Raw genomic sequence first — 15,429 nt, 5'->3', positions numbered from 1 at the left:
CAAAGGTGCTCCTATTCACCTGATACTTTGGAGGATATGAAAAATGTCTTATGAAAAAGTATTACAGGCCAAAAGAATTGTCATAGGGACTAAACAAACAGTAAAAGCACTCAAGGAAGGTCGTGTTCAGGAGTTAATTATTGCAAGCGATGCTGAACCGAAAGTGACAGCTGCAGCGGTAAATGACGCTCTTGGATTAAACGTTCCGATTCTATATGTGGATTCTATGAAAAAACTAGGAAAAGCATGTGGAATTGAAGTCAGTGCTTCAACTGTTGCAATTATCCGTTAAAAACTGTTTTTGTAGATAGAGTAGTCTGCAAAAACTTTGTTTTTGCAAAAAAATGAACCACCTGGATGTGTGGGCTTACAAATAATGAAGGGAGGAAAAAAACATGCCTACTATTAACCAATTAGTGCGCAAGCCTCGTCAATCTAAAGAGGAAAAGTCAAAATCACCTGCGCTAAATAAAGGTTACAACAGCTTCAAAAAAGCACAAACAAATGTATCTTCACCACAAAAACGCGGAGTATGTACTCGTGTTGGTACAATGACTCCAAAGAAACCGAACTCAGCGTTACGTAAATATGCGCGTGTACGTTTGACAAATGGTATTGAGGTGACTGCATACATTCCTGGTATTGGACATAACCTTCAAGAGCACAGTGTTGTTCTTATCCGTGGAGGACGTGTAAAAGACTTACCTGGGGTACGTTATCACATCGTACGTGGAGCACTTGATACAGCCGGTGTTAACAACCGTATGCAAGGCCGCTCAAAATATGGTACTAAGAGACCAAAAGCAGCGAAAAAATAATTACTTTAAATAGAAGCTTCTTTGAAAGGAGGAAAAAATATGCCACGTAAAGGTCCTGTAGCAAAAAGAGACGTGTTACCAGATCCGATTTACAATTCTAAATTAGTTACTCGTCTAATCAACAAAATGATGGTTGACGGTAAAAGAGGTAAATCACAAGAAATTCTTTATTCAGCGTTTGATACTATTCGCGAACGTACTGGCAAAGAGCCAATGGAAGTATTCGATGCAGCGATGAAAAACATCATGCCTGTACTTGAAGTTAGAGCTCGCCGTGTAGGTGGTGCAAACTACCAAGTACCAGTTGAGGTGCGTCCAGACCGCCGTACAACTCTTGGTCTTCGCTGGTTAGTTAACTACTCACGTCTTCGCGGTGAAAAAACGATGGAAGAGCGTTTAGCTAACGAAATCATGGATGCAGCTAACAACACTGGTGCATCTGTTAAGAAGCGTGAAGATACACACAAAATGGCAGAAGCAAACAAAGCGTTTGCTCACTATCGTTGGTAATTTAACCTTCAATATAAAAACTTTCATACTAGGAAGGAGAAAGACCCAATGGCAAGAGAGTTCTCCTTAGAAAACACTCGTAATATCGGTATCATGGCACACATTGATGCCGGTAAAACGACGACCACTGAGCGTGTTCTTTATTACACTGGTAAGATTCATAAAATCGGTGAAACACATGAAGGCGCATCTCAGATGGACTGGATGGAGCAGGAACAAGAACGCGGAATCACAATCACTTCCGCAGCAACAACTGCATCATGGAAAGGCCACCGCGTAAATATCATCGACACACCAGGACACGTAGACTTCACAGTTGAAGTTGAACGTTCACTTCGTGTACTTGATGGTGCGGTAGCTGTACTTGATGCACAATCAGGTGTTGAGCCGCAAACAGAAACAGTTTGGCGTCAAGCAACAACTTACGGAGTACCACGTGTTGTATTCGTAAATAAGATGGACAAAATTGGTGCAGATTTCTTATATTCTGTTAAGACAATTCATGACCGCTTACAAGCGAATGCACATCCAATTCAGTTGCCAATCGGTGCTGAAGATGAATTCGAAGCTATCATTGACCTAGTGGAAATGAACGCAGTATTCTACGGAAACGATTTAGGAACTGATATTGAGGTTCGTGAAATTCCGGAAGAATACAGAGCACAAGCTGAAGAATATCGTGAAAAGCTAGTTGAAGCAGTAGCAGAACTTGATGAAGAGTTAATGGAAAAGTACCTTGGCGGTGAAGAAATCACTAAAGAAGAACTCAAAGCAGGGATTCGTAAAGGTACTGTAAACGTTGAATTCTATCCGGTAATCTGTGGATCTGCATTCAAAAACAAAGGTGTTCAGTTAATGTTGGATGCTGTTATTGACTATCTTCCATCTCCATTAGATGTACCTGCAATCAAAGGTCATGCAATTGATGATGAAGAAGAAGTTATTGAACGTCATTCAAGCGATGAAGAGCCATTCTCTGCTCTTGCATTCAAAGTTATGACTGACCCTTATGTTGGTAAATTAACGTTCTTCCGCGTTTACTCCGGTACTTTAGAGTCTGGATCATATGTCCAAAACTCAACAAAAGGCAAACGTGAACGTATCGGACGTATCCTGCAAATGCATGCAAACAGCCGCCAAGAAATCTCTAAGGTTTTTGCCGGTGACATTGCAGCTGCTGTAGGTTTAAAGGATACAACAACCGGTGATACTCTATGTGATGATAAAAACCTTGTTATCCTAGAGTCTATGCAATTCCCTGAACCGGTAATTCAACTTTCAGTTGAACCAAAATCAAAAGCAGACCAAGATAAAATGACTACAGCATTACAAAAGCTTCAAGAAGAAGATCCAACATTCCGTGCGCATACTGACCAGGAAACCGGTCAGGTTATCATTGCCGGTATGGGTGAACTTCACCTTGATATCATTGTTGACCGTATGCGTCGTGAGTTTAAGGTTGAAGCTAATGTAGGTGCGCCGCAGGTTGCTTACCGTGAAACTTTCCGTGCTTCTGCACAAGTAGAAGGTAAGTTTGCACGTCAATCCGGTGGTCGTGGACAATACGGTCACGTTTGGATCGAGTTCTCTCCTAACGAAGAAGGAAAAGGTTTCGAATTCGAAAACGGTATTGTCGGTGGTGTTGTTCCTCGTGAATACATCCCTGCCGTTCAAGCAGGTCTTGAAGACGCTCTAGATCGCGGTGTTCTTGCCGGATATCCATTAGTTGATATTAAAGCAAGATTGTTCGATGGATCATACCATGATGTTGACTCCTCTGAAATGGCGTTTAAGATTGCAGCATCAATGGCACTTAAAAATGCTGCATCTAAGTGTAGTCCGGTTATCCTTGAACCTATGATGAGAGTAGAAGTTGTAATTCCTGAAGAATATTTAGGTGATATCATGGGACAAATCACTGCTCGTCGCGGTCGTGTTGAAGGTATGGAAGCACGCGGTAACGCACAAGTGGTTCGTTCAATGGTTCCACTTTCAGAAATGTTTGGTTATGCAACAGCGCTTCGCTCAAGTACTCAAGGTCGTGGAGTATTCTCCATGCATTTTGACCACTATGAAGAAGTACCAAAATCAGTTTCTGAAGAAATCATCAAAAAAAATAAAGGTGAATAATTGATTTTCACCTTTCTATAAAGTATAACTACTAATGTAAGCATGGAAGCTGAGAATTTGGACAACCACTTCACAGCTTCCATAAATAAATATACTTAACTTTTATAATTTAAAGGAGGACTTCCTAATGGGTAAAGCTAAATTCGACCGTTCAAAGCCACACGTTAACATCGGAACAATTGGTCACGTTGACCACGGTAAAACTACTTTAACAGCTGCTATCACTTCAGTTCTTGCTAAATCTGGTAAGGCAGAAGCTCGTGCATACGATCAAATCGACGGTGCACCGGAAGAAAGAGAACGTGGTATCACAATCTCTACTGCACACGTTGAGTATGAAACTGATAACCGTCACTATGCACACGTTGACTGCCCAGGACACGCTGACTATGTTAAAAACATGATCACTGGTGCTGCGCAAATGGACGGCGGTATCCTTGTAGTATCTGCAACTGATGGCCCAATGCCACAAACTCGTGAGCACATCCTTCTTTCTCGTCAAGTAGGAGTACCATACCTTGTTGTATTCATGAACAAATGTGACATGGTAGACGACGAAGAACTTCTTGAATTAGTAGAAATGGAAATTCGTGATCTATTAACAGAATACGACTTCCCTGGTGATGATACTCCGGTTATCAAAGGTTCTGCTCTTAAAGCATTAGAAGGCGATGCTGCTTGGGAAGAAAAAATCTATGAACTTATGACTGCTGTTGATGAGTTTATCCCAACTCCAACTCGTGACACTGATAAGCCATTCATGATGCCTGTTGAGGATGTTTTCTCTATCACTGGTCGTGGAACTGTTGCTACAGGACGTGTTGAGCGTGGTGTAGTTAAAGTTGGTGACGTAGTTGAAATCGTAGGTTTCACTGAAGAACCAAAATCTACAACTGTAACAGGTGTAGAAATGTTCCGTAAGCTTCTTGACTTTGCAGAAGCAGGAGACAATATCGGTGCTCTTCTTCGTGGTGTAGCACGTGAAGATATCGAACGTGGTCAAGTATTGGCTAAACCAAAGTCAATCACTCCACACACTAAGTTTAAAGCACAAGTTTACGTTTTATCAAAAGAAGAAGGTGGACGTCATACTCCATTCTTCTCAAACTACCGTCCACAATTCTATTTCCGTACTTCTGATATCACTGGTATTTGTATGCTTCCAGAAGGTACTGAAATGGTTATGCCTGGCGACCACATCGAAATGACAGTTGAACTAATCGCTCCAGTTGCAATCGAAGAAGGAACAAAGTTCTCAATTCGTGAAGGCGGACGTACTGTAGGTTCAGGTTCAATTACAACAATTCAAGAATAATTATTTACTATTAAAAGCAGGTGGGTGTAGATCCACTTGCTTTTTTATTTTTAGCGAAAATGGTTTATTTTATTTACTATAAGAAATATCTAGCTCTAGCGCCAATACAAGGCCTAGAGCTTTTTGTATCGTTTAGGAAACTATAAAATAATTTGGTGCGGATAACTTGGAAAATTATCTGACTTTACCTCAGTCGAGCCGTACCAATCCTGTCGTGCGCTAACCGGGCGCTTGCGCCTTTTGTTCTTAGGACTTTTTTAACAATTTATGAAAAAGCCAGAAAATTTTAAAATAACAGATTGACATTTATACATAATGCTGTTAAATTTAATTAAACCGATATATTAACTAGGGATTAAACTCCTTAAAGAATTTTGTTTTTATTAAAAATGAATACTTATCCAGAGAGACGGAGGGAATTGGCCCTTTGATGTCCGGCAACCTACAAATAGTAAGGTGCTAAATCCAACAAAATGTGAACCATTTTGAAAGATAAGGTAAAAATATTACCTAAACAGTCTTTCCGAAATGGGAAGATTTTTTGTTTAACAAGGGAGGGACTTGTTTGGGAAAAGAAGACTTGCTGGAACCTGTTTTTGCACGGCTTAAAGAGTTATTAACAGATTTAAAGTTTGGTTCGATAACGCTTGTCGTACAGGACGGAAAGATTATTCAAATTGAAAAGAATGAAAAAGTAAGGTTGAAATAAAAAGTGCTGACTAGAAAACTAGAGGCAGTTTTAACTGCTTGGTTATAACTGTTTTTTTTATTGCCTTAAAGAAATGGGGGAAGTTAGCTTGACTGAATTGTTGACTTATCATACGTTTGATTCGTTTTCGCCGCCTTTGTTTGCAATGAGTGATGAAACAAAAGGCGCTCTCGAAGTATTAAGATGGGCATATCAGCATTACTCAGAAGATGAGATAACATATGCATGCAGTTTCGGGATTGAAGGTATTGTTTTAATAGATTTGATCTCAAAGGTAAATGACAAAGCAAGGATCGTATTTCTTGATACAGGGGTTCATTTTGAGGAGACTTATCAGTTAATTGAACAAGTAAAACAAAAATATCCAAACCTTAGAATTGAATTAAAAAAGCCTGAACTTACACTTGAACAGCAGGCATTGGAATATGGGGATGAATTATGGAAGCGTGAGCCTAATAAGTGCTGTGAAATGAGAAAGGTCATTCCGCTTAATGAAGTCCTATCCGGCGGGACGGCATGGCTTTCAGGATTAAGAAGAGAACAGTCAGAAACAAGGAAGAACACCGAATTTTTTAATTTGGACAGTAAATTTAAATCAGTAAAAATTTGCCCACTCATCCATTGGACCTGGAAGGATATTTGGAGATATGCTCACAAAAACCAGCTTCCATACAATATCCTGCATGATAAGGGCTATCCAAGTATTGGATGTAAAACTTGTACTGCACCCGCTTGGAATGAAGAAGATCTTCGTTCGGGAAGATGGTCCGGTAAAGGAAAAACTGAGTGCGGACTGCATGGATAAGAGGGGACGTCAATGACACTTACTTATGCAGCATGTGCAGTTGCCTTGTTTTTTGCCTTGAATATTGGTGCTAGCGGTGCCGCAGCTGCCATTAGTATCCCTTACGGCTCAGGTGCACTTCCTAGTCGGAAAATAGCCTTGCTTATCTGCGGCATTGGTATTTTTGCCGGTGCTGTAATCGGAGGCAGTGAGGTGGTTAAAACAATTGGGAGCAACCTTATTCCCCACACGTTTTTAACCGTAAAGGTTGTTTTGATCATTCTTTCATCTGCTGCTTTATCTTTATTTCTCGCTAATATTTTAAGTATTCCTCTTTCAACAAGCGAAATTACCGTTGGAGCTGTGGTGGGGGTAGGAATAGCCTATCGTGCCTTATTTATTAAAAATATTATGGTGATCGTTGCTTTTTGGTTTATCATACCGATTATTGGTTTTACTTTAGGGTTTATATTTGGAAAACTGATTCAGCGAGTACAAAAAAAATACCCTAAGCTAGAAACAGGGAAAACAAAAGGCATTCTCTCACTATTTGTGATCATTGTTGGTTTTTTCGAGTCCTTTTCAGCGGGAATGAACAATGTTGCCAATGCAGCAGGGCCAATCGTCGGAGCCGGAATATTGACAGTCAAAGCCGGCATAATCATCGGCGGTTTGATTATTGCTCTCGGTGCCATTCTCCTTGGAAAAGGTGTGTTACAAACAAATGCTAAAAAAATAACAAGCTTCTCCCTTTTAGAAGGTGGAGCGATTTCAGGAACAGGTGCAACTCTTGTCATTTTAGCTTCTATTTTTGGATTGCCGGTTCCACTTACACAAGTAACAAGTACGGCGATTATGGGAATTGGTACTGCACAAAAAGGGCTGGAAATTTTTAAAACTGCCGTAATTAGTAAGATTGTGAAAGTATGGATTGTATCTCCAATCCTCTCACTTGTCATCTCCTATGGTTTTGTAAAACTATTTGTTGATAGTGACATTTACACAGTAGTTGTTTTATTCGGCGTTTGTGCAGCAACCTTAGGAATTATTAGTCTTGTTAAGACAATTCGCGAAGACAGCAGATCGTATTACGAAGGCGGAGGGGGCATTTAGGTGAAAGATAGATATCTTTCACCTAGGTGTAAAATAAATATTTTACACCTAGCCCACCGAAAGCTTCATAAACTTTTTAAATAATGGAGGAAAAAATCATGGCACTAATTCAACCACATGGAGGATCACTAATCAATCTTTGGGAGCCTTCTTATAATTACAAAACTGTAGAAAAAGAACTTCAATTAGATGTAATGGCACTAAGTGACCTGGAACTAATAGGAACGGGTGCTTACAGCCCTAATAAAGGCTTTATGAATAAAAGGGATTATGAGTCTGTCGTAAAATCAATGCGCCTTGCAGATGGTACTGTGTGGAGTATCCCTATTACACTTCCGGTCTCTGAGGAAGAAGCACAACATATTTCCGTTGGTGATGTAGTAAGGCTCGTGCACAATAATGAAACCTATGGTGTTATTACTGTATCGGATATTTATCAGCCGGATAAATTTGTAGAAGCAGAAAATGTATATCGAACAACCGAAACAGCACATCCGGGAGTAAAAAAATTACTTGATCGTGGAAATGTATACGTTGGCGGTGAAATCAAACTTATTAAGCGAATCAAGCGAGACCAATTTGCAGATTTTTATTTTGATCCTGCGGAATCAAGACAAGAATTTGAAGCAAAGGGCTGGAAAACGGTTGTCGGATTCCAAACAAGAAATCCTGTTCACCGTGCTCATGAATATATTCAAAAAACAGCGCTTGAGACTGTCGATGGTTTATTTTTAAACCCACTCGTTGGTGAGACCAAATCAGATGATATTCCTGCGGATGTTCGAATGGAAAGCTATCAAGTATTGTTAAAAAATTATTATCCGCAAGATCGTGTATTCCTAGCTGTCTTCCCAGCTGCGATGCGCTATGCGGGTCCTAGAGAAGCTGTCTTCCATGCAATGGTCCGGAAGAATTATGGCTGCACGCATTTTATTGTCGGACGCGACCATGCCGGGGTAGGTAATTATTATGGTACGTATGATGCCCAATTAATTTTCAGTAATTTTACCCAAGAAGAACTGGGAATTAATCTATTATTCTTTGAACACAGCTTTTATTGCAAGAAGTGCGAAAGCATGGCCTCCACCAAAACATGTGCACACAGCAAAGAAGATCATGTTATTTTATCCGGCACAAAGGTTAGGGAATTGCTCCGCAACGGAGAACTGCCGCCAAGCACTTTTAGCCGAAAGGAAGTAGTGGAAGTACTGATTGAAGGATTGCGCAAAACGGCAGTAAAAGCATAAAGGAAGCGGAGAGGATTATTTTGCAAAAAAGTTCAAATGTTGTTTGGCATGAACAATCGCTGACAAAGGAATTAAGAAGAAAACAAAATGGACATAACAGTTTTGTCTTATGGTTCACAGGTCTTTCCGGTTCAGGGAAATCAACCGTTGCCAATGCAATTGCCAAACGTTTGTTTGATGAAGGGATAAAAAACTATGTGTTGGATGGGGATAATGTCCGACATGGTTTAAACAAGGATCTCGGTTTTACAGAGGAAGATCGGAAAGAGAATATCCGAAGAATCGGTGAAGTGTCAAAATTGTTTGTAGATGGCGGACAGGTAGTTTTAACGGCATTTATCTCTCCTTTTACAGCAGATAGGGAACTTGTCCGTTATCTTCTTGAAGATGACGAGTTTGTGGAAGTATATATCAAATGTCCAATTGAAGAATGTGAAAAAAGAGACCCAAAAGGATTATACGTAAAGGCAAGACAGGGAATCATTCCTGATTTTACCGGAATTGATTCTCCATATGAGGAACCGGTAAATCCTGAGTTAATAATCGAAACGAATGCCTCTTCTATAGAAGAAAGTGTTGAACAAATTATTGCCTATTTAAAGAAGAGGAACTTCATTTCATAGAAGAATAAATAGTTTGCCTGTACTGAGATAGGTAAAGATGTTTTATAATAAGAAAAAAGGCGAGGTGAATGGAATTTGGGAAAGGTATATCTAGTTGGCGCCGGTCCGGGAGATCCGGACTTAATAACTGTAAAAGGATTAAAATGTATAAAAGAAGCTGATGTTATTTTATATGATCGATTGGTAAACGATGAATTATTAAACTATGCTAAGTCAAATGCCGAACTGATTTACTGTGGTAAGCTTCCGGATTCTCATACACTTCAGCAAGAAACGATTAATCATTTACTGGTTAAGCATGCGCAGAAGGGGAAAGTAGTGGTCCGCTTAAAGGGTGGAGACCCCTTCGTCTTTGGTCGGGGCGGGGAAGAAGCCGAAACCCTTGCTAATAATAGTATTAAATTTGAAATAGTGCCCGGCATTACAGCAGGTATTGCTGCTCCGGCATATGCCGGGATCCCAATCACGCATAGAGAGTATGGTTCTTCATTTACGATTGTTACTGGTCACCGTAAGAATAGGGAGGCCGATAATATCAAATGGGAGGCAATAGCAAAAGGAATTGATACTGTTGCCATTTACATGGGTGTAACAAATCTTACCTATATTCAAGAGCAATTGCTTCAGCATGGGAAAAATCCGGAGACACCTACAGCGTTAATTCAATGGGGAACCAAGACTAACCAAAAAACGGTTATTAGTACACTTCGTGAGGTTAATGTTGCCGGACAAAGGGAAGGCATAGAAAATCCATGCATGATTGTTATTGGAGACGTGGTAAACATGCATCATAGAATTAACTGGTTTGAAAACAAATCAATAAATGAAACCTTTATAGCAAGAGAGGCCTTTTAAATGGAAGCAATTTTGTATATTTGCCATGGTAGTCGGGTTAAAACGGCGAGGGAGCAGGCCATAACATTTATAACAAAATGCATGGAGCGCAGTCACACTCCAATCAACGAGTATTGCTTTCTGGAGCTTGCGGCCCCAACAATTGAAGAGGCCTTCACTAACTGTGTACAAAAAGGAGCAACCAAAATTATCGCGATACCGGTTTTATTACTAACTGCTGCACATGCGAAGGTGGATATACCAAACGAACTCGCGAGATTAGCTGCAAAGTTTCCGGGGATTGAATTAGAATATGGGAGGCCGATTGGTGTCCATAGGAAAATGATCGATACACTAATTGAGCGGATTGAGGAAACAGGCGAAGAGCTCGATGGGAACTCTAGGGTTCTATTAGTTGGAAGAGGCAGCAGTGATCCTGATGTTAAAAATGACCTTAAGGCGATAGCTGAAATGCTAAAAAGTAAAACCGGTGTTAAGAATGTACAGACCTGCTTTTTAACCGCTACTTCACCAAGCCTTGAAGAAGGATTGGAGCTAATGGCAGAAGATAGGAATTCAAAGGTGTTTGTGATTCCTTATTTACTGTTTACCGGTATTTTAATGAACCACATAAATAAGGTAATTAAAAATCACCGGCAAAGCCACCAGTTCATTCTATGTAATTATTTGGGATACCATCCCAATATTGAGAGCGTAATCCAAGAAAGAGTTCTGGAGATTACAGCATAATAAGCTTAAAAAATATTTTTCTTCTATATATATTGTTTTGAAAAAGGAGCAGCTGGAATCCAGTTAGCTCCTTTTTCTAATTAAATTTTGGCAACTTCAATCTCCGTTGTTTTCAGAAAAAAACAACTATTTATAATGGATAATCGAATAATCTCCTAAATCCCTGAAGTAACGGCAAAATGGCAATAGACAAATAAACCGGAATAAAAAGAAATTAACAACATACGAATATTCTCTTGAAAACGAGCGTTAGCCTCGTTATAATAAGAAAAGTGTTCGAAACATAATAAATTCGTAATTAATGTTGCGTTTGTTTTATGTTTTATGTATAATAGACAATGTTGGTCTTTGACTGCGATGATGTGGAAGGTTGCTGACACACCCGGCCGCTTTGCCATGGCGAGTGTGTGGGAAATTTTCACTGAGAAATGTCTATTTAGAAAATAGGCGATAAAGGAGGGAAAATAATGGCAAAACAAAAAATTCGTATCCGTTTAAAAGCGTATGATCACAGAATTCTAGATCAATCAGCAGAAAAAATCGTTGAAACAGCAAAACGTTCAGGTGCGGCAGTTTCAGGTCCAATCCCGCTTCCAACTGAAAAATCTGTTTACACGATTCTTCGTGCGGTTCATAAGTACAAAGATTCTCGTGAGCAATTCGAAATGCGGACACATAAGCGTCTAATCGACATCGTTAACCCAACTCCGCAAACAGTTGATGCGTTAATGCGTTTAGATTTACCATCTGGTGTTGATATCGAAATCAAACTTTAATAAAAATAAATGAACAAATTACAGGAGGTGTGACTTAAATGACCAAAGGAATCTTAGGAAGAAAGATTGGAATGACTCAAGTATTTGCGGAAAACGGCAACTTAATCCCTGTTACTGTTGTTGAGGCAACTGCAAACGTAGTTCTTCAAAAGAAATCAGTTGAAAGCGACGGATATGTTGCGGTTCAAGTGGGTTTTGAAGATAAACGTGAAAAGTTAGCTAACAAACCGGAAAAAGGCCATGTTGCAAAAGCTAATACTGCTCCTAAGCGCTTCGTTCGCGAATTCCGCGGAGATGACTTAGCAGGACTTGAAGTTGGTCAGGAAGTCAAAGTAGATATTTTCGCTGCAGGCGATGTAGTAGATGTTACAGGAATCTCAAAAGGTAAAGGTTTCCAAGGCTCGATCAAACGCCACGGACAATCACGCGGCCCTATGGCTCACGGTTCCCGTTATCACCGTCGTCCAGGTTCAATGGGACCGGTTGCTCCAAACCGTGTATTCAAAGGTAAAGCATTACCTGGTAGAATGGGCGGCGAACAAGTAACGGTTCAAAATCTTGAAATCGTTAAGGTTGATACAGAGCGTAACTTACTTTTAATCAAAGGTAACGTTCCGGGACCTAAAAAAGCATTACTAAAAATTAAAGGTGCGATTAAAGCATAGTCAATATTTAAGAAAGGAGGAACAAAGGAATGCCTAAAGTAGCATTATTAAACCAAAGCGGTTCACAAGTTGGAGAAATCGAACTTAACGAATCAGTATTTGGTATTGAGCCTAACCAACACGTATTGTTTGAAGCAATTGTTATGCAACGCGCTTCATTACGTCAAGGAACTCATAAAACAAAAATTCGTTCTGAAGTAGCAGGCGGTGGACGTAAACCATGGCGCCAAAAAGGAACCGGCCGTGCTCGTCAAGGATCTATCCGATCTCCACAATGGCGCGGAGGCGGTACTGTATTCGGTCCAACACCACGCAGCTATAGCTATAAATTACCGAAAAAAGTACGTCGTTTAGCGATTAAATCTGCACTTTCATCTAAAGTGTTAGACGAAAACATCTTGGTACTTGAAAGCTTAACTTTCGACGCACCAAAAACTAAAGAATTTAAATCAGTACTAGGTGGCCTTTCTGTTGAGAAGAAAGCACTTATCGTTACTGCTGACCTTGATGAAAACGTAGCATTATCTGCACGTAACATTCCTGGTGTAACAGTAGTAACAGCTGATGGAATCAACGTATTAGACGTTGTTAATCATGATAAGTTGATCATGACTAAAGCAGCGGTTGAAAAAGTAGAGGAGGTGCTTGCATAATGGATGCACGCGATATCATTAAGCGCCCCGTTATCACTGAACGTTCTACTGACCAAATGGCTGAAAAGAAATATACGTTCGAAGTTGATGTTAAAGCTAACAAGACTCAAGTTAAAGATGCTGTTGTAGAAATCTTTGGCGTAGAAGTCGAGAAAGTTAACATCATGAACTATAAAGGTAAATTCAAGCGCATGGGTAAATTCGGTGGTTACACTAATAAACGTCGTAAAGCTATTGTAAAATTAACAGCTGACAGCAAAGAAATCGAATTCTTTGAATCATAAGAAATTAACAAGAAGAGGAGGGAAACAAAATGGCGATTAAAAAGTACAAACCTACCTCCAATGGTCGTCGCGGAATGACTAGTTCTGATTTCGCTGAAATTACAACTAGCACACCAGAAAAATCTCTATTAGCTCCATTAACGAGAAAAGGCGGCCGTAATAACCAAGGTAAGTTAACTGTTCGTCATCAAGGTGGCGGCCATAAGCGTCAGTATCGTATAATTGATTTTAAACGTACAAAAGATGGCATTCCTGGACGCGTTGCCACAATTGAGTATGATCCAAACCGTTCTGCAAATATTGCATTAATCAATTATGTTGACGGAGAAAAGCGTTATATCTTAGCACCTAAAAACCTAGTAGTGGGTATGGAAGTAATGTCAGGCCCTGAGGCTGATATTAAAGTGGGTAACGCTCTTCCATTAGCTAACATTCCAGTTGGTACTGTAGTACACAACATTGAATTAAAACCTGGTAAAGGCGGACAGTTGGTTCGTTCTGCGGGTACATCTGCACAAGTACTTGGTAAAGAAGGAAAATACGTACTTGTACGTTTAACTTCAGGTGAAGTGCGCATGATTCTTTCTGAATGCCGCGCATCTATCGGCCAAGTAGGTAACGAACAACACGAATTAATTAACATTGGTAAAGCCGGACGTTCACGCTGGTTAGGCAAACGCCCAACAGTTCGTGGTTCCGTAATGAACCCTAACGACCATCCACACGGTGGTGGGGAAGGACGTTCACCAATCGGACGTAAGTCACCAATGTCTCCATGGGGTAAACCAACTCTTGGATTCAAAACTCGTAAGAAAAAGAATAAATCAGATAAATTTATCGTACGTCGTCGTAAAAAATAACGGGGTTGAACTACGGTTCAAGGAACGAACCGTAGACCAATCACGAAGGGAGGTTCCTTCATGGGTCGCAGCTTAAAAAAAGGACCATTTGTTGATGATCATTTAATGGTTAAGATTGAAAAGTTAAATGAAACTGAAAGTAAACAAGTTGTTAAAACTTGGTCTCGCCGTTCTACGATCTTCCCACAATTTATCGGCCACACAATCGCTGTTTATGATGGTCGCAAACATGTGCCTGTATATGTTACTGAAGACATGGTTGGTCACAAGCTTGGAGAATTTGCTCCAACTCGTGCATACAAAGGTCATGGTAACGATGATAAGAAAACAAGACGTTAAGAGAGGAGGGCATCCAAATGCAAGCTAAAGCTGTTGCAAGAACAGTTCGTATTGCTCCTCGTAAAGCACGTTTAGTCGTAGATTTAATTCGAGGAAAGCAAGTTGGTGAAGCGGTGGCGATTTTGAATCTCACTCCTAAGGCTGCTTCTCCAATCGTAGAAAAAGTATTAAAATCTGCTATGGCAAATGCCGAGCACAATTATGAAATGGACGTAAATAGCTTGGTAGTTGAGCAAGCTTTTGTAGATGAAGGACCAACCTTAAAACGTTTCCGTCCTCGCGCAATGGGCCGTGCAAGCCAAATTAACAAACGCACTAGCCACATCACAATCGTTCTATCAGAAAAGAAGGAGGGATAATCAGTGGGTCAAAAAGTAAATCCAGTCGGTTTGCGTATCGGAATCATCCGTGATTGGGAATCTAAATGGTACGCAGGTAAAGACTTTGCTGATCTTTTACACGAAGACCTTAAAGTTCGTGAGTACATCACGAAACGTTTAAAAGATGCTTCAGTTTCTAAAGTTGAAATTGAACGTGCTGCAAACCGTGTGAACGTAACAGTTCATACAGCTAAGCCTGGTATGGTTATCGGTAAAGGCGGTACTGAAGTTGAAGCACTTCGTAAAGCATTAAATCAACTAACTGGCAAACGCGTTCACATTAACATTCTTGAAATCAAGAAAGCGGACATCGATGCTAAATTAGTTGCTGAAAATATTGCTCGTCAATTAGAAAACCGTGTATCTTTCCGTCGTGCACAAAAGCAAGCAATCCAACGTGCTATGCGTGCTGGTGCGAAAGGTATTAAAACAATGGTATCCGGTCGTCTTGGTGGCGCTGATATCGCTCGTTCTGAACATTATAGCGAAGGAACAGTTCCACTTCATACACTTCGCGCTGATATCGACTATGCTACTGCTGAAGCTGATACTACTTATGGTAAGCTAGGCGTAAAAGTATGGATCTATAAGGGAGAAGTCCTTCCTACTAAGAAGAAAAATGCGGAAGGAGGCAAATAA

Annotated in this window: 20 protein-coding genes and 1 riboswitch; all 20 genes read left to right on the top strand. The window is 40.2% G+C overall.

Annotated features, from left to right (window positions below):
- Window positions 1–43: 43 nt before the first annotated feature.
- The 20 genes from AC3ANV_RS26845 to rpsC all read left to right on the top strand — a co-directional run bounded on the left by AC3ANV_RS26845 (window position 44) and on the right by rpsC (window position 15,429).
- Entirely contained in the window at window positions 44–292 is a 249-nt protein-coding gene (locus AC3ANV_RS26845) for a 50S ribosomal protein L7ae-like protein (protein ID WP_488311572.1), read from the top strand.
- Window positions 293–395: 103 nt separating this feature from the next.
- Window positions 396–818, top strand: coding sequence for a 30S ribosomal protein S12 (gene rpsL, locus AC3ANV_RS26840; protein ID WP_322448554.1), 423 nt, complete (start codon window positions 396–398; stop codon window positions 816–818).
- Between the two features lie 39 nt (window positions 819–857).
- Window positions 858–1,328, top strand: a complete 471-nt coding sequence (gene rpsG / locus AC3ANV_RS26835) for a 30S ribosomal protein S7 (protein WP_488311571.1) — start codon at window positions 858–860, stop codon at window positions 1,326–1,328.
- 48 nt (window positions 1,329–1,376) lie between these two features.
- Entirely contained in the window at window positions 1,377–3,458 is a 2,082-nt protein-coding gene (fusA, locus tag AC3ANV_RS26830; protein WP_488311570.1) for an elongation factor G, read from the top strand.
- Between the two features lie 127 nt (window positions 3,459–3,585).
- A complete protein-coding gene (gene tuf, locus AC3ANV_RS26825) occupies window positions 3,586–4,773 on the top strand; it encodes an elongation factor Tu (protein WP_488311569.1) in 1,188 nt (395 codons plus the stop codon).
- 394 nt (window positions 4,774–5,167) lie between these two features.
- Window positions 5,168–5,272: riboswitch (SAM riboswitch) on the top strand.
- Window positions 5,273–5,356: 84 nt separating this feature from the next.
- Entirely contained in the window at window positions 5,357–5,482 is a 126-nt protein-coding gene (locus tag AC3ANV_RS26820; RefSeq protein WP_488314346.1) for a YezD family protein, read from the top strand.
- Window positions 5,483–5,579: 97 nt separating this feature from the next.
- A complete protein-coding gene (locus tag AC3ANV_RS26815; protein WP_488314345.1) occupies window positions 5,580–6,287 on the top strand; it encodes a phosphoadenylyl-sulfate reductase in 708 nt (235 codons plus the stop codon).
- A gap of 12 nt (window positions 6,288–6,299) precedes the next feature.
- Window positions 6,300–7,379, top strand: coding sequence for a sulfate permease (gene cysP, locus AC3ANV_RS26810; protein ID WP_488311568.1), 1,080 nt, complete (start codon window positions 6,300–6,302; stop codon window positions 7,377–7,379).
- Window positions 7,380–7,477: 98 nt separating this feature from the next.
- Window positions 7,478–8,626, top strand: coding sequence for a sulfate adenylyltransferase (sat, locus tag AC3ANV_RS26805; RefSeq protein WP_488311567.1), 1,149 nt, complete (start codon window positions 7,478–7,480; stop codon window positions 8,624–8,626).
- Between the two features lie 20 nt (window positions 8,627–8,646).
- Window positions 8,647–9,249 (top strand): adenylyl-sulfate kinase, encoded by a 603-nt coding sequence (gene cysC, locus AC3ANV_RS26800; RefSeq protein WP_488311566.1) that lies wholly within the window; start codon window positions 8,647–8,649, stop codon window positions 9,247–9,249.
- 75 nt (window positions 9,250–9,324) lie between these two features.
- The gene (gene cobA, locus AC3ANV_RS26795) at window positions 9,325–10,104 is read left to right on the top strand and encodes a uroporphyrinogen-III C-methyltransferase (RefSeq protein WP_488311565.1); all 780 of its coding nucleotides are present in this window, start codon (window positions 9,325–9,327) and stop codon (window positions 10,102–10,104) included.
- Window positions 10,105–10,833 (top strand): sirohydrochlorin chelatase, encoded by a 729-nt coding sequence (locus tag AC3ANV_RS26790; protein WP_488311564.1) that lies wholly within the window; start codon window positions 10,105–10,107, stop codon window positions 10,831–10,833.
- Between the two features lie 467 nt (window positions 10,834–11,300).
- Entirely contained in the window at window positions 11,301–11,609 is a 309-nt protein-coding gene (gene rpsJ, locus AC3ANV_RS26785; RefSeq protein ID WP_007085291.1) for a 30S ribosomal protein S10, read from the top strand.
- 38 nt (window positions 11,610–11,647) lie between these two features.
- Window positions 11,648–12,274 (top strand): 50S ribosomal protein L3, encoded by a 627-nt coding sequence (gene rplC, locus AC3ANV_RS26780; protein WP_488311563.1) that lies wholly within the window; start codon window positions 11,648–11,650, stop codon window positions 12,272–12,274.
- 29 nt (window positions 12,275–12,303) lie between these two features.
- The gene (gene rplD / locus AC3ANV_RS26775; RefSeq protein ID WP_488311562.1) at window positions 12,304–12,927 is read left to right on the top strand and encodes a 50S ribosomal protein L4; all 624 of its coding nucleotides are present in this window, start codon (window positions 12,304–12,306) and stop codon (window positions 12,925–12,927) included.
- Window positions 12,927–13,211 carry a 50S ribosomal protein L23 gene (rplW, locus tag AC3ANV_RS26770; RefSeq protein WP_488311561.1) on the top strand — a complete coding sequence of 95 codons (285 nt, stop codon included), beginning with the start codon at window positions 12,927–12,929 and terminating at the stop codon, window positions 13,209–13,211. Before rplD ends, rplW begins: the two co-directional genes overlap by 1 nt.
- A gap of 29 nt (window positions 13,212–13,240) precedes the next feature.
- Entirely contained in the window at window positions 13,241–14,071 is an 831-nt protein-coding gene (gene rplB / locus AC3ANV_RS26765) for a 50S ribosomal protein L2 (protein ID WP_488311560.1), read from the top strand.
- 60 nt (window positions 14,072–14,131) lie between these two features.
- A complete protein-coding gene (gene rpsS / locus AC3ANV_RS26760) occupies window positions 14,132–14,410 on the top strand; it encodes a 30S ribosomal protein S19 (RefSeq protein WP_095250620.1) in 279 nt (92 codons plus the stop codon).
- Between the two features lie 17 nt (window positions 14,411–14,427).
- Window positions 14,428–14,769: a 50S ribosomal protein L22 gene (gene rplV / locus AC3ANV_RS26755; protein ID WP_307413432.1), complete on the top strand. Its 342-nt coding sequence runs from the start codon at window positions 14,428–14,430 to the stop codon at window positions 14,767–14,769.
- Between the two features lie 3 nt (window positions 14,770–14,772).
- Window positions 14,773–15,429: a 30S ribosomal protein S3 gene (gene rpsC, locus AC3ANV_RS26750; RefSeq protein WP_488311559.1), complete on the top strand. Its 657-nt coding sequence runs from the start codon at window positions 14,773–14,775 to the stop codon at window positions 15,427–15,429.

The organism is Neobacillus sp. DFD-2R (assembly GCF_057747865.1).
Note: the sequence above shows the minus strand (reverse complement) of the source record. Positions and strands in the feature narration are given on the sequence as shown.

Excerpts from the sequence above, each read along its gene's own strand:
- AC3ANV_RS26845 (WP_488311572.1), top strand. The coding sequence starts at position 44 with ATGTCTTATGAAAAAGTATTACAGGCCAAAAGAATTGTCATAGGGACT.
- rpsL (WP_322448554.1), top strand. The coding sequence starts at position 396 with ATGCCTACTATTAACCAATTAGTGCGCAAGCCTCGTCAATCTAAAGAG.
- rpsG (WP_488311571.1), top strand. The coding sequence starts at position 858 with ATGCCACGTAAAGGTCCTGTAGCAAAAAGAGACGTGTTACCAGATCCG.
- fusA (WP_488311570.1), top strand. The coding sequence starts at position 1,377 with ATGGCAAGAGAGTTCTCCTTAGAAAACACTCGTAATATCGGTATCATG.
- tuf (WP_488311569.1), top strand. The coding sequence starts at position 3,586 with ATGGGTAAAGCTAAATTCGACCGTTCAAAGCCACACGTTAACATCGGA.
- cysP (WP_488311568.1), top strand. The coding sequence starts at position 6,300 with ATGACACTTACTTATGCAGCATGTGCAGTTGCCTTGTTTTTTGCCTTG.
- sat (WP_488311567.1), top strand. The coding sequence starts at position 7,478 with ATGGCACTAATTCAACCACATGGAGGATCACTAATCAATCTTTGGGAG.
- AC3ANV_RS26790 (WP_488311564.1), top strand. The coding sequence starts at position 10,105 with ATGGAAGCAATTTTGTATATTTGCCATGGTAGTCGGGTTAAAACGGCG.
- rpsJ (WP_007085291.1), top strand. The coding sequence starts at position 11,301 with ATGGCAAAACAAAAAATTCGTATCCGTTTAAAAGCGTATGATCACAGA.
- rplC (WP_488311563.1), top strand. The coding sequence starts at position 11,648 with ATGACCAAAGGAATCTTAGGAAGAAAGATTGGAATGACTCAAGTATTT.
- rplD (WP_488311562.1), top strand. The coding sequence starts at position 12,304 with ATGCCTAAAGTAGCATTATTAAACCAAAGCGGTTCACAAGTTGGAGAA.
- rplW (WP_488311561.1), top strand. The coding sequence starts at position 12,927 with ATGGATGCACGCGATATCATTAAGCGCCCCGTTATCACTGAACGTTCT.
- rplB (WP_488311560.1), top strand. The coding sequence starts at position 13,241 with ATGGCGATTAAAAAGTACAAACCTACCTCCAATGGTCGTCGCGGAATG.
- rpsS (WP_095250620.1), top strand. The coding sequence starts at position 14,132 with ATGGGTCGCAGCTTAAAAAAAGGACCATTTGTTGATGATCATTTAATG.
- rplV (WP_307413432.1), top strand. The coding sequence starts at position 14,428 with ATGCAAGCTAAAGCTGTTGCAAGAACAGTTCGTATTGCTCCTCGTAAA.